Origin of the sequence: Ottowia beijingensis (assembly GCF_013423955.1) — a bacterium.
Classification (GTDB): domain Bacteria; phylum Pseudomonadota; class Gammaproteobacteria; order Burkholderiales; family Burkholderiaceae_C; genus Ottowia; species Ottowia beijingensis.
The window spans coordinates 1,670,530-1,688,086 of record NZ_JACCKX010000001.1; the positions used below are offsets into that span (position 1 = coordinate 1,670,530).

The window sequence follows — 17,557 nt, forward strand, 5'->3', positions numbered from 1 at the left end:
CACCCCATGCCGCAACGCCCCGATGCCCTGAAGTACCTCGCCTTCAACTGGTTTGCCGTCGTCATGACGCTGGCGGGGCTGTCGCTGGCCTGGGGGCGGGCCACGCCGATCCTGGGCGACATGGCCGGCGCCGGCGCGCTGGTGCTGGGCGCCGCGGCGGCGCTGGCGCTGCTGGGCCTGCTGGTGCTGTCGTGGATGCGCTGGCAGCACTACCCCGAGGCGGTGGCGGGCGACATGAAGCACCCGGTGCGCCACGGCTTCATCGCCACGCTGCCGGTGTCGCTGATCCTGGTGGCCACGGTGGCGGCCTCGCTGTTCGGCGCCGAATGGTGGGTGGTGGGGCTGTGGTGGCTGGGCTCGCTGGCGCAGTTCGGCGTCACGCTGTGGGTGCTGGCGCGCTGGCTGAGCGCCGACAAGACCCAGGCCTTCAGCTGGCCGGCGCTGACGCCGGTGCTGATCGTGCCGGTGGTGGGCAACGTGCTGGCGCCGCTGGCCGGCACGAGCCTGGGCGCGGGCGCCTGGGCGGCGGCGCAGTTCGGCATCGGCCTGCTGCTGTGGCCGGTGCTGCTGGCGCTGCTGTTCGCGCGCATCGCCACGCACGGCATGTGGCCCGAGCGGTTGCTGCCCACCACCTTCATCAGCATCGCGCCGCCGGCGGTCATCGGCACCGCGGCGCTGCAGCTGGGCGGCCCCGTGGTACTGGGCTGGATGTGCTGGGGCGTGGCGCTGTTCTTTCTGCTGTGGAGCGCGCAGATCGGCCGCCGCATGCTGGCGCAGCCGTTCTCGATCGCCTTCTGGTCGATGGGCTTTCCGCTGGCGGCGTTCGCCTCGCTGAGCCTGCGGCTGGCGGTGCAGCACCCGGGCGCGCAGGCGCCGGCCATGATGGCGCTGGCGCTGGCCTCACTGGTGACCGTGGTGCTGGGTATCGCCACCTGGAAGGGCTGGCGCGAAGGCAGCCTGCTGCAGCCCGAGCCGGTCGCCATCGTCGCCGTGCCGGGCAGCCCCACGGCGCCGGGGCCGCAATGAGCGGGCCGCAGCGCCGCCGGCGGCTGGAAGGGGGGACTTGTCAGATTTTCTTGACCATGAAAACGCCGCTTGCGCCCGAACAGTGGGCGCCAGCAGCTCTTTTTCATGAATCGGTAAAGCCCGCCAAATGGCTATCGCCTGCTTCATCGTCAGCCACCGGCCGCCTGCCCCGCCCGCCGCCGCCTGATCGCCCCATGCCCGCCGCCGCCCGCCCTGCCCCACGCCTGCCGGGTGACGTGTTCATCTGGTACGTCATCCTGCTGGAGGGCGCCACCTTCTGCGTGCTGTTCGGCGCCTTCGCGTTCACGCGGGTGCGGCACCTGGAGCTGTTCAACGCCGCGCAGCAGCAGCTGGACCTGAGCGCCGGCGCCATCAACACCGCGCTGCTGCTGACGGCCAGCTGGTGCGTGGCGCGCGCCGTGCTGGCGGTGCGCGGCGGCACGCGCGGCACCGCGCTGGGCTGGCTGGCCGCGGGCATGGCCGGCGGCGCGGGCTTCGTGGGGCTGAAGCTGAAGGAATACGGCGACAAGTTCGACCAGGGCATCGGCCTGGGGCAGGACAACCTGTTCTTCGACTTCTATTTCATCCTCACCGGCTTCCACCTGCTGCACGTGCTGGCCGGCCTGCTGGCGCTGGGGCTGGTGGGCGTGGGGCTGATGCGCCAGCGCCGCGACGCGCTGAACGGCCACGCGCTGGAGACGGCCGCCGCCTTCTGGCACCTGGTCGATCTGCTGTGGCTGGTGCTGTTTCCCTCGTCTACGTCATGCGGTGACTGCGATGAAACCGAAGCTGCTTGACCTCATCTGGCTGCTGCTGCTGGCGGCCACCGCCTTCACCTGGTGGCTGGGCCACACCGGTGCGCTGGCCGTGCCGCGGCTGTCCATCGTGGCGCTGGTGTTCGGGCTGGCCTGGCTGAAGGGCGTGGGCGTGATCCTGGAGTTCATGGAACTGCGCCACGCGCCGGCCGCCTGGCGTTGGGCGCTGATCGGCGGGCTGAGCTTCATCACGCTGCTCATCGTGCTGGCGTACGCGCTGGCGCAGCGCTAGGGGCGATCGGCGTCAGCCAGCGACCGGGCAGCGCGGTGGCCAGCAGATCGTGCAGCGCCGCGGCGGCCGGCGGCAGCGGCCGGTCCACCGGCGTGACGAGGCCCAGCACGCGCTCGACCACCGGCTCCACCAGCCGCACCGCCGCCAGCGTGGCATGGCGCGCCGGCACGCCCAGCCGCGGCAGCGCGGCCAGGCCCAGCCCGGCCTCGACCAGCGCCAGCGCGCCGGCCACGTGCTCGGCCTCGTGGAAGACTTCCGGGCGCGCCGGCAGCTCGGCCAGCGCCTGGTCGATCAGCACGCGGTTGCCGCTGCGGCGCGACACCGCCACCATGCGCTCGTCCGCCAGTTCGGCCCAGCGCACCTGGCGCCGCCGCGCCCAGGCGTGCGTGCGCGGCAGCACCAGCACGTAGGGCTCGCGCCCGAGCTGCGCAAACCGCACCTCGGGCGCCTGCGCACCGACGAAGTCGATGCCGAAATCGGCCTCGCCGCCGGTGACCGCCGCCAGCACGGCGCTGGCGCTGCCGTCGAGCAGCTGCACGCGCACGCCCGGAAAGCGCGCCGCGAACGGCCGCAGCACCGCCGGCAGCACCTGCGTGGCCAGCGTGGGCACGCAGGCCACGCGCACCTGGCCGCGCCGCAGCGCCTTGTCGCCGGCCAGGCGCAGCACCGCGTCCTGCAGGCTGCCCAGCGCCAGCCGCGCCGGCGCCAGAAAGTCGCGCCCCGTGGCGGTGAGCGCCACGCGCCGCGTGGTGCGCGCCAGCAGCGCCGTGCCCAGCGCCGCCTCCAGCTTGTCGATGCGGCGGCTGAGCGCCGGCTGCGACAGGTGCAGCGCCTCGGCCGCGGCGCGAAAGCTCTGCCGCTCGGCCACGGCGACGAACGCCTGCAGTTCGGCCAGATCGAAATTCATGCGTTTCATGCATCAATTTTGAAGAAAGATGCAATTCACATCGCAGGCGACAAACCCTAGCATCGCGCCCGGCTTCCGCATGAACCACGCCAGCACCACCAGGAGACACCCCATGCACCCCACCCCACCCCGCCAACCCGCGCGCGCCGCAGCCACCTTGACGCGCCGCGCCTTCGTCGCCGTCAGCGTGGCGCTGCTGGGCGCCTGCAGCAGCACCGGCAGCCTGCAGGCGCCGGCTGCCGCGCCCGTCAACGAGGTGCGCGTGGTCAGCTCGGGCGGCTTCACCGCGGCTTACAAGGTGCTGGCGCCGCTGTACGAGCAGGCCAGCGGCGTGAAGATCGTCAGCAGCTACGGCGCCTCGATGGGCACGGCGCCGGACTCGATTCCGAGCCGGCTGGCGCGCGGCGAGAAGTTCGACATCATCATCCTGGCCGATTCGGCGCTGGACGGCTTCATCGCCAAGGGCCAGGCCGTGCCGGGCAGCCGCGTGGACCTGGGCCGCTCGCTGATCGGGGCCTCAGTGAAGAAGGGCACACCCAAGCCCGACATCAGCAGCGTGCCGGCGCTGAAGGCCGCGCTGCTGAACGCCAAGTCGGTCGCCTATTCGGCCAGCGCCAGCGGCACCTATTTGTCGGAAGAGCTGTTCCCCAAGCTCGGCGTGGCCGACCGCATGAAGGTGACGGCGAAGAAGATCATGAGCGAGCGCGTCGGCGCCGTGGTGGCGCGCGGCGACGCAGAGCTGGGCTTTCAGCAGGCCAGCGAGCTGCTGCCCTTCACCGAGCTGGACTACCTGGGCCCGCTGCCCGACGAGGTGCAGCAGAAGGTGTTCTTCTCGGCCGGCGTGCTGAAGGACGCGCCCAACCCCGAGGGCGCGCGCCGCTTCATCCGCTACCTGGCCTCGCCGGCCGCGGCGGGCGTGATCGAATCGACCGGGCTGAGCCCGGTGGCGCGCAAGCCATGAAGCATCGGCGCCGCGTCGTGCCCGGCAACGGACGCGCAGGCAGGTGCGCCTTCAGCACAGCGGGTTGATGGGAGAGCTGTCGACTGGAAGATGCGCTGAATTCTTGAACGCAGAGGACGCCAAGACTTCGCAAAAGGCGCAGAACGAGATGGTGAAAACCTTGCGCGGCTTCAGGTTTCACAAGTGAGGGTGGCGATCTTCCTTGCTTCATGATCAAGAAGCGTCAGATGACGCTCGGGCCGCATCCGCCGTGTGGGAGCGGGCTTGCCCGCGATCAAGCGTTGGTGGCGACGAGGCGCCTGATCGCGGGCAAGCCCGCTCCCACAACAGGGTCGGAGACTGCTTGACAGTCAAGCTTCCTTGATGAGCGTCAGACGATGCTTCTGCGTCTTCTGCGCTGCCTTGGCGACTTCTGCGTTCAAGGGTTTTTCAAGTGGCTTTCTTTCGAAGCCATGAGCGCACGGCGCAGGCGGGCGGCGACAATGCCCGCCTGGCCCACTTCCCGACGCGCCTCCGGCGCGTGCCTGCATGCCCCGCACCACCCATCGCGAATCCCACAAGCTGCACAACGCCGGCTGGCTGCGCGCCGCCGTGCTGGGCGCCAACGATGGCTTGATCTCGACCGCCGGTCTCGTCGTCGGCATGGCGGCGGCGGGCACCGAGCTGAAGACGCTGCTGCTCACGGCCGCCGCCGGGCTGACGGCGGGCGCGTTCTCGATGGCGGCGGGCGAGTACGTGTCGGTCAGCTCGCAGGCCGACGTGGAGCAGGCCGACCGCGCCACCGAAGCGCGTGAACTGGCCGAGCGCCCCGAGTGGGAGCTGAACGAACTCAAGCAGATTTACGTGCAGCGCGGCCTGTCGCCCGAGCTAGCCGACCAGGTGGCGCGCCAGCTGACCGAGAAGGACGCGCTGGGCGCGCACCTGCGCGACGAGCTGGGCATCACCGCGCACAGCGCCGCGCGGCCGCTGCAGGCGGCGCTGGCCTCGGCCGCGTCGTTCGTGGTCGGCGCGCTGCTGCCGATTCTGGTGGTGCTGCTGTACCACGGCCCGGGCCTGACCACGCTGCTGGTGGGCGCCACGCTGGTGCTGCTGGCGGTGCTGGGCGCGGTGGCCGCCAAGCTGGGCGGCGCCCCCATGGGCAAGGGCGCGGCGCGCGTGCTGTTCTGGGGCGCGCTGGCCATGGGCGCCTCGGCACTGATCGGCAAGCTGTTCGGCACGGGCATGGTGGGCTGAGGCATGCGGACCATATACTCCCTGGTTGATGGCCGCCAGCGCCCGTGCGATGGTCGTCGCATCCATATACTCCCCTGTTTTCAGCCTTTCCGCCGAAAGCGTGGAGCGGCGCGCGCGGTATCAGGCCAGCGTGACCGCCGACGCGATCACGCCGCCACCCAGGCAGCGCTCGCCGTCGTACAGCACGGCGCTCTGGCCGGGCGTGACGGCCCATTGGGCCTCAGGGAAATGCAGGCGCAACGTGCCCGGCGCATCGCCGGCGGCCAGAGTGCAGGCCGCATCCTGCTGCCGGTAGCGCGTCTTGGCCGCATAGGCGCCGGGCGCCGGGGCTTCGCCGGCTGTCCACGCCGCGTCGTCGAACACCAGCCCGTGCGACAGCAGCCACGGGTGGTCGTGGCCCTGCACGGCGTAGAGCGTGTTGGTCGCCATGTCCTTGCGCGCCACGAACCACGGCGCGTGGTCGCCTCCGCCCCTTTGCGCACCTTTCTCCTTCACGCCGCCGATGCCCAAGCCCTGCCGCTGGCCGAGCGTGTAGAAGCTCAGCCCCACGTGCTCGCCGATCTTGCGCCCGCGCTCGTCCTTGATCGGGCCGGGTTTCGTCTGCAGATAGCGGTTGAGGAACTCGCGGAACGGCCGCTCGCCGATGAAGCAGATGCCGGTCGAATCCTTCTTCTTCGCGTTGGGCAGGCCGATCTCGGCGGCGATGCGGCGCACCTCGGTCTTGTGCAGTTCGCCCACGGGGAACAGCGTCTTGCCGAGCTGCGCCTGCGTCAGGCGGTGCAGGAAGTAGCTCTGGTCCTTGGCCGGGTCCAGACCCTTGAGCAGCTCGTGCCGCTGCAGCGCCTCGTTGAACCGCACTCTTGCGTAATGACCCGTCGCGATCTTCTCGGCGCCCAGCCGCATGGCGTGGTCGAGGAAGGCCTTGAACTTGATCTCGGCGTTGCACAGCACGTCGGGGTTCGGCGTGCGGCCGGCTGAATACTCACGCAGGAACTCGGCGAACACGCGGTCCTTGTAGTCGGCCGCGAAGTTGACGTGCTCGATCTCGATGCCGATCACGTCGGCCACAGCAGCGGCATCGACGAAATCGACGTTGGACGAACAGTATTCGCTGTCGTCGTCGTCTTCCCAGTTCTTCATGAAGATGCCCACCACCTCGTGACCGGCTTGCTTGAGCAGGTAAGCGGTGACGGCGGAATCGACACCGCCGGACAGGCCGACGACGACGCGGTGTTTGGCATGCATGGTGCGGGGATTATCGAGTGTGGCCACCGCGGCCCTGCGCGCGCGCCGTCCAAGCCCACACGGCCGGTGGCAACGGCCTGGGGGTATTTACCCATAGATAAAAAGTGCACATTTTTTAACAATCACCCCTCATTCAAGGGGTGCAGCCTGCCCCGTCCACCTTGCACGCCCCCGGATGAAGCCGATGAACACCCTGCCCTACGCTGCCGCTTTTCGACCGCGTTCCTTCGCTGTGCGGCCTGCCTGGCGCCGCGCAGCGGCCGCGCTGCTGTTGGCCGTGGGCGGGGTGGCCGCGCAGGCCCAGATCCTGATCGGCCAGACCACGGCCGTCACCGGCCCGGTGGCCGCCAGCGTGGGTGAGACGCTGGTGGGCGTGCGCCTGTACCTTGACCACGTGAACGCCCGCGGCGGCGTGCATGGCGAACAGATCAGGCTGATCACGCTGGACGACAAGTTCGAACCCAAGCTGGCGGGCGAGAACGCGCGCCAGCTGATCGAGGAGCACAAGGTGGCGGCGCTGTTCATGAGCCGCGCCACGCCGCACACCCAGGCCATCCTGCCGCACCTGGCCAAGCACCAGATCGCCCTCATCGCGCCCTCCACCGGCGCCATGGTGCTGCACCAGCCGGTCAACCCGCTGGTGTTCAACGTGCGCTCCAGCTACCAGGCCGAGACGGAAAAGGCCGTCGAGCACCTGCACACGCTGACGCTGCAGCGCATTGCCGTGGTGCACGTGGACGACTCGTTCGGCGAAGACTGCCTGGCCGGCGCCATGAAGGGTTTCGACCGGTTGAAGTTCCAGCCCGTCACCGTGATCAAGGCCGACCGCGCCAAGCCCGATTACGCCGCCATCGTGCCGGAGCTGGTGGCCGCCAAGGCGCAGGCGGTGATCTGGATCGGCTCCAGCGTGGCGGTGAGCGGCGGCGTGAAAGCGCTGCGGGCGGCGGGCTCGGCGGCGCAGGTGGTCACGGTGTCCAACAACGCCTCGGGCGGCTTCATCAAGCAGCTGGGCGACGCGGCGCACGGGGTGATCGTGACGCAGGTGTTTCCCAACGTGCGCGCCATGGGCTACGGCATCAACCGCGAGGCCGACGCGCTGGCCAAGGCCAAGGGCGACGTGGCCCTGTCGCCGCAGATGATGGAAGGCTTTGCCGGTGCCAAGGTGCTGGTGGAGGCGCTGCGCCGCGCCGGCCCAAAGCCCACGCGCGAGCGCATCGTGGCGGCGCTGGGCAACATGAGCCACTACGACCTGGGCGGGCTGGAACTGGGCTTCGGGCCGGGCGACCGCACCGGCCTGAACTTCGTCGAACTGTCGATCATCGGCAGCGACGGCCGCTTCAGGCGCTGAGGCGCCGCCGCCTCAGCCGCTGCGCGCAAAAACAGCGCGCTCATCACCAGCCCAGTCACGATGACGATGGCGCGCACCACGCGCACCGGCAGGCGCTTGGCCAGGCCGGCGCCGGCAAAGCCGCCCAGCGTGGCGAACACGGCCATCAGCAGCGCGGGCTTCCAGACAATGGCGCCGCCGATGGCGAAGGCGATGACGGAGACCACCGAGAGCACGAAGGAGTTGAGGTTCTTCAGCGCGTTGACGGTGTTCAGCCGCTGCTCGCCCACCAGCAGGTACAGCGCCATCAGCAGGATGCCCAGGCCACCGTTGAAGTAGCCGCCGTACACCGCCACGGCCAGCAAGCCCACGCTGCGCCAGCCGGCCAGGCCGCCGCCGTGCCCGCCACCCGCCCAGCGCGCCAGCCGCGGGCCGAGCGCGAACAGCGCGGTGGCGAACAGCAGCAGCCACGGCACCACGCCGGCGAACACCCTGGCGGGCGTGACCAGCAGCAGCAGCGCCCCGGCCACGCCGCCGAGGGCGCTCAGCACCACCTCGCGCACCAGCAGCGCGCGCGGCAGCGCCGCCAGCTCGGCCCGGAAGCCCAGCGCGCTGCCCAGGTAGCCGGGGCACACGGCCAGCGCGCTGGTGGCGTTGGCGGCAATCGGCGGCACGCCCGCCCACACCAGCGCCGGAAAGGTGAGAGGTGCCGCCGCCGGCGATGGCGTTCAGCACGCCGGCCGCGAAGGCCGCGGCGGCGAGCAGGGCGAAGTTGAGGATCGGATCCATGCGAGGCGAGGTGAATGCCAGGGTGGCGGGCGCAGCCAGTGTAGACAGCGCGCTGCAGCCGGGCCGTTGGCGCGGTTCAGCGGCTGCTCAGAGGCGATGCTGTCGGAGCGGGCTTGCCCGCGATGCGGCGGCGCCTCCGTCCAACCCTGCATCGCGGGCAAGCCCGCTCCCACAAGGCAAGATGCGCTCTGCTGCGCCACATACTCCCCATACACCCATCCGACAGCGCTTGATATTCGGGCGCTAAAACCGTATACCCCCACATCAATGCACTGCCCTCTAGCAGAACCCGCGGTCCTTCAGCCCGGTGCGCCGGCCGACGGGTCCATGTGCACCGCGTCCAGCGCAAAACGGCGGCCGGCCAGATGGTCCTGCACGCAGCGCCACACCAGCGGGCTGCGGTGGCGCGCCTGGCTGGCCTCGATCTCGGCCGGGGTCAGCCACAGCGTGCGCACGATGCCGTCGTCCAGCGGGCGCGCCGGGTCGGCCTCGCCGGCGCGGCCGCAGTAGGCAAAGCGCAGCCAGGTCGTCGGCTCGCCGCGCGCGTCGTGCGAGGCGGCCATGTACACGCCCAGCAAGGCCTCGGGCGTGAACACGCGGCCGGTTTCCTCCAGCGCCTCGCGCACCGCGCCGTCCTGCGGCGACTCGCCGGGCTCCAGGTGCCCGGCGGGCGTGTTCAGGCGCAGGCCGTCGCGGGTCTGTTCCTCGACCAGCAGGTAGCGGCCCTCGTGCGCGATCACCGCGGCCACGGTGACGCTGGGTTTCCATCGGCTCGAATTCATGGCGGGCGATTATGTGGCCCGCCAGCCGGCGCGCCGCTTGCGGCCCGCCCGGGGTGTCGCGCAAGGCGCTGGGGCGGCACCAAAATAAAGCATAATCGGTTCGAGGGAGTTTGCTTTGATAAGCTCTCACTTATACAAACCCAGTACAGCGTGCCAGGCATGGCCGGCCCGCTGCCCCCACGAGGAGACGTTTCATGCTGATTGGCGTACCTGCCGAAACGGCGGCTGGCGAGACCCGCGTTGCCGTGACCCCGGAAACGGCCAAGAAGCTGGTCGGCCAGGGCCACACGGTGCGTGTGCAGTCCGGCGCCGGCCTGCGCGCCAGCGCGACGGACGAGGCCTATCAGGCCGCCGGCGCCGAAATCACCGATGCCGCGGGCGCCTTCGGCGCCGAGATGGTGCTGAAGGTGCGCAACCCTCGCCCGCCGAAATCGCCGCCATGAAGCCGGGCACGGTGCTGGTGGGCATGCTGGAGCCGTTCAACGCCGAGGGCCTGCAACGCCTGGCCGCGGCCAACCTGACCGCCTTTGCGCTCGAAGCCGCGCCGCGCACCACGCGCGCGCAGAGCATGGACGTGCTTTCAAGCCAGGCCAACATCGCCGGCTACAAGGCCGTGATCATGGCGGCCGACAAGTACCAGAAGTTCTTCCCCATGCTGATGACCGCCGCCGGCACCGTGAAGGCGGCGCGCGTGGTCATCCTGGGCGTGGGCGTGGCCGGCCTGCAGGCCATTGCCACGGCCAAGCGCCTGGGCGCGGTGATCGAGGCGAGCGACGTGCGCCCGAGCGTGAAGGAGCAGATCGAATCGCTGGGCGGCAAGTTCATCGACGTGCCGTATGAAACAGCCGAGGAGAAGGAAGCCGCCGAAGGCGTGGGCGGCTATGCCCGCCCCATGCCGCCCAGCTGGCTGGAGCGCCAGAAGGTCGAGGTGGCCAAGCGCGTGGCGCAGGCCGACGTGGTGATCTCCACCGCGCTGATCCCCGGCCGCGCCGCGCCGGTGCTGATCACCGAGGACATGGTGAAGAGCATGAAGCCCGGCTCCGTCATCATCGACATGGCCGCCGGCAAGGGCGCGCCCAACCCCGACGGCAGCGTGGGCGGCAACTGCCCGCTGACCGAGGCCGACAGGACGGTGCAGAAGCACGGTGTGACCATCGTGGGCGAGACCAACCTGGCGACCCTGGTGGGCGCCGACGCCTCGGCGCTGTACGCGCGCAACGTGCTCGACTTCCTCAAGCTGTTGCTGCCGCCCGCCGCCAAGGGCGAGCCGCCGGCCAGCTTCCGCATCGACATGGAGGACGACATCGTCGCCGCCTGCCTGATGGCGCACGAAGGCGCGGTGACGCGCAAGTAAGAGAACAGGCTGTACCTCATGACCGTTCACACCCCGACATTCACCCGCGGCGCGCTGGCGCTGGCCACCCTGGCCGGCGCCGCCCTGCTGGCTGGCTGTGCCTCGCCGGGCACATGGTCGGCCAAGTGGCCCGACCGCGGCAGCCCGGCGGCCGTGGCCGGCAGCGCCGCCGCGCCGCTGATCCAGGTGCCGCCCACCAGCGTCGGCACCTGGTTCGACCTCGGCCATGTGCTGGCGCCCTGGATGGCCGGCGATGCGCCCGTGCCCGTCAGCGGTCCGGCCGCACCCACGCGCGTGGCCGGCCTGCGCCGCGAGGACGGCCGCTGGCTCGCCATCGTGCTGACGCAGACCGCGCCCGCCGGCGGCGCGCCGTGCCCGCTGCCGACCAGCCTGCACGTGGTCGACACCGGCACCACCGCCGACGGCTGCCTGCGCCTGCGCCGCGACGCCGACTTCGACCGCTGGCTGCAACAGCAGCATTCGGTGCTCTACCACTGGCTGGACGGCCGCGGCTGGACCTCGCAGCCACGTGCCTGGGTGGGCTACCGCGTGCCGGCCGACGGGGTCGCGCCATCGAGACACACGCGCTGATCGACCCGTCGCTGATTGAGCCGACCACGCGCAACAACACCGACTTCCTGGCCGGCGGCCAGCCCGGCCTGCAATGGGCACGCGAACTGGCGGCCGCCACGCGCGCGGCCAGCGGCAGCGGCGTGCTGAACGTGCCGCCGTTCCCGTTTGCGCCGCAGGTGGCGCCACCGGCCCCGCCGGCCGTCGTGGCACCGCCGCCGCCCGCCCGCGCCACGCAGGTGCCGCCACGCCCGCCCGTGCAGGCGCCGCGCCGCGACCGCGAATAACGCTTTTCAACCATTCCCCACACGAGCCCGAGACCCACGGAGACCCGCATGGAAGCCATTTCGCCCATCGTTTTCAACCTCATCATCTTCGTGCTGGCGATCTACGTCGGCTACCACGTGGTCTGGAACGTGACCCCGGCGCTGCACACGCCGCTGATGGCCGTGACCAACGCCATCTCGGCCATCGTCATCGTCGGCGCCATGCTGGCGGCGGCGCTGACCGAAGGCGGCTTCGCCAAGACGATGGGCGTGCTGGCCGTGGCGCTGGCGGCGGTCAACGTGTTCGGCGGTTTTCTGGTGACCCGGCGCATGCTTGAAATGTTCAAGAAAAAGAGCGTCCTGCCAAGGCTGAGAAAGCCTGAGCAGCTACGAAATAAGGAGCATTCCACATGAGCATGAACCTCGTCGCCCTGCTGTACCTGGTGGCCAGCGTCTGTTTCATCCAGGCACTGAAGGGGCTGTCGCACCCCACCACCTCGATCCGCGGCAACCTGTTCGGCATGGTCGGCATGGCCATCGCCATCTTCACCACCGCCGGTCTCATCATCTCGCTGGCCGGCTCGGCCCTGGGCCTGGGTTGGGTGCTGCTGGGCCTGCTGGTGGGCGGCACGGCCGGCGCCATCATGGCCAAGCGGGTCGAGATGACCAAGATGCCGGAGCTGGTGGCCTTCATGCACAGCATGATCGGCCTGGCGGCGGTGTTCATCGCCATCGCCGCGGTGGCCGAGCCCTGGGCCTTCGGCATCTCGGCCCACGGCCAGCCGATCCCGGCCGGCAACCGGCTGGAGCTGTTCCTCGGCGCGGCCATCGGTGCCATCACCTTCAGCGGCTCGGTCATCGCCTTCGGCAAGCTGTCGGGCAAGTACAAGTTCCGCCTGTTCCAGGGCGCGCCGGTGGTGTTCAGCGGCCAGCACATGCTGAACCTGATCCTGGGCATCGCCACGGTGGCCTGCGGCCTGTGGTTCATGGCCACTCAGAGCTGGACCGCCTTCTACCTGATGCTGGCGCTGAGCTTCATCCTGGGCGTGCTGATCATCATCCCCATCGGCGGTGCCGACATGCCGGTGGTGGTGTCGATGCTGAACAGCTACTCGGGCTGGGCGGCGGCGGGCATCGGCTTCTCGCTCAACAACAGCATGCTGATCATCGCCGGCTCGCTGGTGGGCTCGTCGGGCGCGATCCTGAGCTACATCATGTGCAAGGCCATGAACCGCTCGTTCTTCAACGTGATCCTGGGCGGCTTCGGCGGCGAGGCGGGCGCGGGTCCGGCCGGCGCGCAGGAGCAGCGCCCGGTCAAGAGCGGCAGCGCCGACGACGCCGCCTTCATGCTGGGCAACGCCGACAGCGTGATCATCGTGCCCGGCTACGGCCTGGCGGTGGCGCGCGCGCAGCACGCCGTGAAGGAACTGGTCGACAAGCTGGTCGACAAGGGCATCGACGTCAAGTACGCCATCCACCCCGTGGCCGGCCGCATGCCGGGCCACATGAACGTGCTGCTGGCCGAGGCCGAGGTGCCCTACGACCAGGTGCACGAGATGGAAGACGTGAACGGCGAGTTCGGCCAGGCCGACGTGGCCATCATCCTGGGCGCCAACGACGTGGTGAACCCGGCCGCGCTGCAAAAGGGCAGCCCGATCTACGGCATGCCGATCCTGGAGGCCTACAAGGCCAAGACGGTGATCGTCAACAAGCGCTCCATGGCCGCCGGCTATGCGGGCCTGGACAACGAGCTGTTCTACATGGACAAGACCATGATGGTGTTCGGCGACGCCAAGAAGGTGGTCGAGGACATCGGCAAGGCCATCGAATAACCCCACGCCGGCCGGGTCGCTGGCCGGCACACGATGCTGAATCGCACGATCGTGCGAAAAGTATCATTGCGCGCTACTTTTTGTCGCGCGACGCTGGATTCTGGTAAACGCCAGTACCGCAGCGCAGCATGACGTTACACAATGGTGCACAGGGGTGGCCATTCGCGGCCCACCCGTGCATCATTTCTTCTACCCGCCACGCCCCGTGGCGCAGCCTCCAGGAGTTGTCACGACATGACTGAGCGCATCTGGCTCGCCGATTACCCCGCAGGTGTCCCGGCCGACATCGACCCGTCGCAATACCCTTCGCTGGAGGCGCTGCTCGAGAACAGCTTCAAGCAGTACGCCGACCGCACGGCCTACAGCTTCATGGGCAAGGACATCAGCTACGCCGAGACCGACGCGCAAAGCCGCGCCCTGGCGGCCTACCTGCAGAGCCTGGGGCTGGCGCGCGGCGACCGCGTGGCCATCATGATGCCCAACGTGCCGCAGTACCCGGCCACGGTGGCCGCCATCCTGCGCGCCGGCTACGTGATCGTCAACGTCAACCCGCTGTACACCGCGCGCGAACTCGAGCACCAGATGAAGGACTCCGGCGCCAAGGCCATCGTCATCATCGAGAATTTCGCCGCCACGCTGCAGAAGTGCATCGCCAACACGCAGATCAAGCACGTGGTGCTGGCCAGCATGGGCGACCGCCTGGGCGGCCTGAAGGGGATGATCGTCAACTTCGTGGTGCGCAAGGTCAAGAAGCTGGTGCCCGCCTTCAGCCTGCCGGGCGCCGTGCGCTACAACGACGCCATCGCCAAGGGCCAGGGCGCGCCTTTCAGTGCACCGCAGATCGGCCCCGACGACGTGGCTGTGCTGCAGTACACCGGCGGCACCACCGGCGTGGCCAAGGGCGCCGTGCTGCTGCACCGCAACCTGATCGCCAACGTGCTGCAGTCCGAGGCCTGAACGAGCCGGTGATGAAGCAGATCCCGGCCGGCGAGCAGTCCACCAGCGTGTGCGCGCTGCCGCTCTACCATATCTTCGCCTTCACGGTGAACATGATGCTGAGCCTGCGCAACGGTGGCAAGGTGATCCTGATCCCCAACCCGCGCGACCTGCCGGCGGTGCTGAAGGAGCTGAGCAAGCACACCTTCCACAGCTTCCCGGCCGTCAACACGCTGTTCAACGGCCTGGCCAACCATCCCGACTTCAACACCGTCAACTGGAGCAACCTGAAGGTCTCCATCGGCGGCGGCATGGCGGTGCAGAGCGCCGTGGCCAAGCTGTGGCTCGAGAAGACCGGCTGCCCGATCTGCGAAGGCTACGGCCTGTCGGAGACCAGCCCCTCGGCCACCTGCAACCCGGTGACGTCGAAGGAATTCAGCGGCACCATCGGCCTGCCGCTGCCCAGCACCTACATCAAGATCCTGGACGACAACGGCCACGAGGTGCCGCTGGGCCAGGCGGGCGAGATCGCCATCAAGGGCCCGCAGGTGATGGCCGGCTACTGGCAGCGCCCGGACGAGACCGCCAAGGTCATGACCGCCGACGGCTACTTCAAGAGCGGCGACATCGGCATCATGGACGAGCGCGGCTACACCAAGATCGTCGACCGCAAGAAGGACATGATCCTGGTGAGCGGCTTCAACGTCTACCCCAACGAGATCGAGGACGTGGTGGCCGGCATGCCCGGCGTGCTGGAAGTGGCCGCCGTGGGCGTGCCCGACGAGAAGATGGGCGAGGCCGTGAAGCTGGTCATCGTCAAGAAGGACCCTGGCCTGACCGAGGACGCGGTGCGCAAGTTCTGCCACGACAACCTGACGGGCTACAAGCGCCCGCGCGTCATCGAGTTCCGCGACGAACTGCCCAAGACGCCCGTCGGCAAGGTGCTGCGCCGCGAGCTGCGCGACAAGCCGGCACCCGTGAAGGCCGCGGGCGTATCCGTCAACTGAGCGCCCGGCACCATCGACGTTTGCTATTGATAAAATAGCTATCAGCGCTTGCCAGACAAGCGCCGAAGGTCGATTTGACATGAAAACCCACGGTCGCACCGGCATTGTCGCGGCGATGCAGCAGGAGCTGTCGGCCGTGCTGGCGCGCCTGCCCGACGAGCAGCGCCAGCGCGTGGCCGGCCGCGACTTCTGGGTCGGCCACTGGCACGGGCACGAGGTGGTGGCGGTGCTGTCGCGCGTCGGCAAGGTGGCCGCGGCCACCACGGCGGCGGCGCTGATCGAGCGTTTCGGTGTCGACCGCATCGTCTTCACCGGCACGGCGGGCGGACTGGCGGAAGGCGTGCGCGTGGGCGACCTGGTGGTGGCCGACGCGTTCATGCAGCACGACATGGATGCCTCGCCGCTGTTCCCACGCTTCGAGGTGCCGCTGTATGGCCAGTCGCGCTTCGCGGTGGACGCCGGTTTGTCCCAGGCGCTGGCGCAGGCCGCACGCAGCGCGGTGGCTGCGCCGATGGTCACCCTGGGTGCCGATGCGGTGGCCGAGTTCGGCCTGGGCGCGCCGCGCGTTCACCAAGGCCTGATCGTCAGCGGCGACCGCTTCGTCGCCACCAGCGCCGAAAGCGCGGCCTTGCGCGCCGCCCTGCCCGATGCGTTGGCCGTCGAAATGGAAGGCGCCGCCGTCGCCCAAGTGTGCCACGACTACGGCCTGCCCTTCGCCGCCGTGCGCACCGTCAGCGACCGTGCCGACGACGCCGCGCATGTCGATTTCATGCGCTTCATCGACCAGGTCGCCAGCCGCTACAGCGCCGCGATCCTGGAGCATTACTTCGAAACGCTATGATTTAGGTAGCTTCTAGCGCTTGCCGGTTCTGGGCCACGACCGCTTTTTATTGAAACCAGCCCTCACCCCAACCCTCTCCCGCCAGCGGGAGAGGGAGTAAAGCGCTGCGCAGCAAGCGCGATCGGAAGGCCGCGGAGCAGGCCACGCGCGAACGCCGCGGCCGGGCTTGCACCGGCCGCAGGCGTTGTCCCCAGTGGGGAAGCCGCGCAGCGGCACAGGGGGCGTCATTTCAACCAGCCCTTGCGCCGGAAGTACCACATCGGCAGCAGCGCGCTGACCGCCATCAGCCCCAGCGCCCAGGCGTAGCCGTACTGCCATTCCAGTTCGGGCATCAGCTTGAAGTTCATGCCGTACAGGCTGGCCACCAGCGTGGGCGGCAGCAGCGCCACGCTGGCCACCGAGAACAGCTTGATGATCTTGTTCTGGTTGATGTTGATGAAACCGACCGTGGCGTCCATCAAGAAGTTGATCTTGTCGAACAGGAAGGTGGTGTGGCTGTCCAGCGAGTCGATGTCGCGCATGATCTGGCGCGCTTCCTCGAACTGCTCGGCATCCAGCATCTTGCTGCGCATCAGAAAGCTCACCGCGCGACGCGTGTCCATCACGTTGCGGCGCACGCGGCCGTTCATGTCTTCCTGCCGGGCGATGGTGGCCAGCACCTCGCCGGCCACCTCGTCACCCACGTTGCCGTCCAGCACCTTCTTGCCCGCCGCCTCCAGCGCGTCGTAGACGCCCTCCAGCGTGTCGGCGCAGTATTCGGCGTCGCCATCCAGCAGCGCCAGCAGCACGTCCTTGGCGTCGTCCAGCAGGCCGGGCATGCGGCGCGCGCGCATGCGCAGCAGGCGAAAGGCCGGCACCGTCTCCTCGTGGATCGAGAACAGCACGCCATGGCTGCGCAGCTGCTGGTTGACGTTGTTCAGGATGAAGGCCACGCGCGCCTGGCGCGACTCGTCGAAGTCGGCCACCAGAAAGTCGCTGCGGATGTGCAGCTCGCCGTTGTCCTCTTCGTAGAAGCGGGCCGATTCCTCGATGTCGTCGTCGGTCGCGTCCTCGGGAATCGACAGCCCGTAGTATTGCTTGACCCAGCGCTTTTCCTCCGGCGTCGGGTCCTCCAGGTCGACCCAGATCGGGAGGAACTTGGACAGTTCCTCCAGCGATTCGATCTCTTCCTGGAACAGCCGTCCGTTGGACAGCGTGAAGACGTTGAGCATGGCAAGACTCCTGGGCGGTGAAGGCGGGTGTGGCGCGGCGGGCGGTGGGTGGCTTTCGGCCCCCGCGCGCCAGCGGTTCCCAGGGAGGCGAAAGCTATCGACTCGGGACGGGTTCCAAGGCGGGCTTTCGTTGAACGATCAGGACGGGGCGGATTATGGCACTGCGCCATGATCCGCGAAGCGCACGGCGCCGCCGCTGTCAACCTTGCCACGGCCGAACCGT

At 69.2% G+C, this 17,557-nt stretch carries 16 protein-coding genes and 2 pseudogenes; 13 read left to right on the top strand and 5 right to left on the bottom strand.

Going from position 1 to position 17,557, the window contains the following annotated elements; genetic code table 11:
* Positions 1-6 precede the first annotated feature (6 nt).
* The 3 genes from H0I39_RS08430 (at position 7) to H0I39_RS08440 (ending at position 2,073) form a co-directional block, all read left to right on the top strand.
* Positions 7-1,026, top strand: a complete 1,020-nt coding sequence (locus tag H0I39_RS08430; RefSeq protein WP_180550178.1) for an SLAC1 family transporter — start codon at positions 7-9, stop codon at positions 1,024-1,026.
* 194 nt (positions 1,027-1,220) lie between these two features.
* Positions 1,221-1,823: a cytochrome c oxidase subunit 3 gene (locus H0I39_RS08435; RefSeq protein WP_257645698.1), complete on the top strand. Its 603-nt coding sequence runs from the start codon at positions 1,221-1,223 to the stop codon at positions 1,821-1,823.
* Positions 1,804-2,073, top strand: a complete 270-nt coding sequence (locus H0I39_RS08440) for a cytochrome C oxidase subunit IV family protein (protein ID WP_180550179.1) — start codon at positions 1,804-1,806, stop codon at positions 2,071-2,073. The genes H0I39_RS08435 and H0I39_RS08440 overlap by 20 nt, the downstream gene beginning before the upstream one ends.
* On the opposite strand, the gene H0I39_RS08445 is transcribed toward H0I39_RS08440, so the two are convergent.
* Entirely contained in the window at positions 2,039-2,980 is a 942-nt protein-coding gene (locus H0I39_RS08445) for a LysR family transcriptional regulator (protein WP_307776789.1), read from the bottom strand. The genes H0I39_RS08440 and H0I39_RS08445 overlap by 35 nt on opposite strands.
* A gap of 112 nt (positions 2,981-3,092) precedes the next feature.
* On the opposite strand from H0I39_RS08445, the gene H0I39_RS08450 reads away from it, so the two are divergent.
* Both H0I39_RS08450 and H0I39_RS08455 read left to right on the top strand, forming a co-directional pair.
* Positions 3,093-3,941 (top strand): substrate-binding domain-containing protein, encoded by an 849-nt coding sequence (locus H0I39_RS08450; protein ID WP_180550181.1) that lies wholly within the window; start codon positions 3,093-3,095, stop codon positions 3,939-3,941.
* 528 nt (positions 3,942-4,469) lie between these two features.
* Positions 4,470-5,174 (top strand): VIT1/CCC1 transporter family protein, encoded by a 705-nt coding sequence (locus H0I39_RS08455; protein WP_180550182.1) that lies wholly within the window; start codon positions 4,470-4,472, stop codon positions 5,172-5,174.
* Positions 5,175-5,294: 120 nt separating this feature from the next.
* Here H0I39_RS08455 and mnmA read toward each other — a convergent pair whose 3' ends face one another.
* The gene (gene mnmA, locus H0I39_RS08460; protein ID WP_180550183.1) at positions 5,295-6,419 is read right to left on the bottom strand and encodes a tRNA 2-thiouridine(34) synthase MnmA; all 1,125 of its coding nucleotides are present in this window, start codon (positions 6,417-6,419) and stop codon (positions 5,295-5,297) included.
* A 184-nt stretch (positions 6,420-6,603) separates the two neighbouring features.
* Here mnmA and H0I39_RS08465 point away from each other — a divergent pair, with 184 nt between their 5' ends.
* A complete protein-coding gene (locus H0I39_RS08465; RefSeq protein WP_180550184.1) occupies positions 6,604-7,767 on the top strand; it encodes an ABC transporter substrate-binding protein in 1,164 nt (387 codons plus the stop codon).
* Here H0I39_RS08465 and H0I39_RS08470 read toward each other — a convergent pair.
* Both H0I39_RS08470 and H0I39_RS08475 read right to left on the bottom strand, forming a co-directional pair.
* Complete coding sequence (locus H0I39_RS08470; protein WP_308645807.1) at positions 7,662-8,420, bottom strand: sulfite exporter TauE/SafE family protein; 759 nt, start codon at positions 8,418-8,420, stop codon at positions 7,662-7,664. The two genes, H0I39_RS08465 and H0I39_RS08470, sit on opposite strands and share 106 nt — an antisense overlap.
* A 414-nt stretch (positions 8,421-8,834) precedes the next feature.
* Entirely contained in the window at positions 8,835-9,317 is a 483-nt protein-coding gene (locus H0I39_RS08475; RefSeq protein ID WP_180550185.1) for an NUDIX hydrolase, read from the bottom strand.
* A 194-nt stretch (positions 9,318-9,511) separates the two neighbouring features.
* On the opposite strand from H0I39_RS08475, the pseudogene H0I39_RS08480 reads away from it, so the two are divergent.
* The 7 genes and pseudogenes from H0I39_RS08480 to H0I39_RS08510 all read left to right on the top strand — a co-directional run bounded on the left by H0I39_RS08480 (position 9,512) and on the right by H0I39_RS08510 (position 16,123).
* Positions 9,512-10,671, top strand: a pseudogene (locus tag H0I39_RS08480) (Re/Si-specific NAD(P)(+) transhydrogenase subunit alpha).
* An 18-nt stretch (positions 10,672-10,689) separates the two neighbouring features.
* The gene (locus H0I39_RS08485) at positions 10,690-11,262 is read left to right on the top strand and encodes a hypothetical protein (protein WP_180550186.1); all 573 of its coding nucleotides are present in this window, start codon (positions 10,690-10,692) and stop codon (positions 11,260-11,262) included.
* A 122-nt stretch (positions 11,263-11,384) separates the two neighbouring features.
* Positions 11,385-11,528 carry a hypothetical protein gene (locus tag H0I39_RS08490; RefSeq protein WP_180550187.1) on the top strand — a complete coding sequence of 48 codons (144 nt, stop codon included), beginning with the start codon at positions 11,385-11,387 and terminating at the stop codon, positions 11,526-11,528.
* Between the two features lie 48 nt (positions 11,529-11,576).
* Positions 11,577-11,921 (top strand): NAD(P) transhydrogenase subunit alpha part 2, encoded by a 345-nt coding sequence (locus tag H0I39_RS08495; RefSeq protein WP_180550188.1) that lies wholly within the window; start codon positions 11,577-11,579, stop codon positions 11,919-11,921.
* Complete coding sequence (locus H0I39_RS08500; protein WP_180550189.1) at positions 11,918-13,339, top strand: NAD(P)(+) transhydrogenase (Re/Si-specific) subunit beta; 1,422 nt, start codon at positions 11,918-11,920, stop codon at positions 13,337-13,339. The genes H0I39_RS08495 and H0I39_RS08500 overlap by 4 nt, the downstream gene beginning before the upstream one ends.
* 234 nt (positions 13,340-13,573) lie before the next feature.
* Positions 13,574-15,282, top strand: a pseudogene (locus H0I39_RS08505) (long-chain-fatty-acid--CoA ligase).
* A gap of 79 nt (positions 15,283-15,361) precedes the next feature.
* Complete coding sequence (locus H0I39_RS08510) at positions 15,362-16,123, top strand: 5'-methylthioadenosine/adenosylhomocysteine nucleosidase (RefSeq protein ID WP_180550190.1); 762 nt, start codon at positions 15,362-15,364, stop codon at positions 16,121-16,123.
* 224 nt (positions 16,124-16,347) lie between these two features.
* Here H0I39_RS08510 and corA read toward each other — a convergent pair whose 3' ends face one another.
* A complete protein-coding gene (corA, locus tag H0I39_RS08515; protein WP_180550191.1) occupies positions 16,348-17,334 on the bottom strand; it encodes a magnesium/cobalt transporter CorA in 987 nt (328 codons plus the stop codon).
* Positions 17,335-17,557 lie beyond the last annotated feature (223 nt).

Excerpts from the sequence above, each read along its gene's own strand:
- H0I39_RS08430 (WP_180550178.1), top strand. The coding sequence starts at position 7 with ATGCCGCAACGCCCCGATGCCCTGAAGTACCTCGCCTTCAACTGGTTT.
- H0I39_RS08435 (WP_257645698.1), top strand. The coding sequence starts at position 1,221 with ATGCCCGCCGCCGCCCGCCCTGCCCCACGCCTGCCGGGTGACGTGTTC.
- H0I39_RS08440 (WP_180550179.1), top strand. The coding sequence starts at position 1,804 with ATGAAACCGAAGCTGCTTGACCTCATCTGGCTGCTGCTGCTGGCGGCC.
- H0I39_RS08445 (WP_307776789.1), bottom strand. The coding sequence starts at position 2,980 with ATGAATTTCGATCTGGCCGAACTGCAGGCGTTCGTCGCCGTGGCCGAG.
- H0I39_RS08450 (WP_180550181.1), top strand. The coding sequence starts at position 3,093 with ATGCACCCCACCCCACCCCGCCAACCCGCGCGCGCCGCAGCCACCTTG.
- H0I39_RS08455 (WP_180550182.1), top strand. The coding sequence starts at position 4,470 with ATGCCCCGCACCACCCATCGCGAATCCCACAAGCTGCACAACGCCGGC.
- mnmA (WP_180550183.1), bottom strand. The coding sequence starts at position 6,419 with ATGCATGCCAAACACCGCGTCGTCGTCGGCCTGTCCGGCGGTGTCGAT.
- H0I39_RS08465 (WP_180550184.1), top strand. The coding sequence starts at position 6,604 with ATGAACACCCTGCCCTACGCTGCCGCTTTTCGACCGCGTTCCTTCGCT.
- H0I39_RS08475 (WP_180550185.1), bottom strand. The coding sequence starts at position 9,317 with ATGAATTCGAGCCGATGGAAACCCAGCGTCACCGTGGCCGCGGTGATC.
- H0I39_RS08485 (WP_180550186.1), top strand. The coding sequence starts at position 10,690 with ATGACCGTTCACACCCCGACATTCACCCGCGGCGCGCTGGCGCTGGCC.
- H0I39_RS08495 (WP_180550188.1), top strand. The coding sequence starts at position 11,577 with ATGGAAGCCATTTCGCCCATCGTTTTCAACCTCATCATCTTCGTGCTG.
- H0I39_RS08500 (WP_180550189.1), top strand. The coding sequence starts at position 11,918 with ATGAGCATGAACCTCGTCGCCCTGCTGTACCTGGTGGCCAGCGTCTGT.
- H0I39_RS08510 (WP_180550190.1), top strand. The coding sequence starts at position 15,362 with ATGAAAACCCACGGTCGCACCGGCATTGTCGCGGCGATGCAGCAGGAG.
- corA (WP_180550191.1), bottom strand. The coding sequence starts at position 17,334 with ATGCTCAACGTCTTCACGCTGTCCAACGGACGGCTGTTCCAGGAAGAG.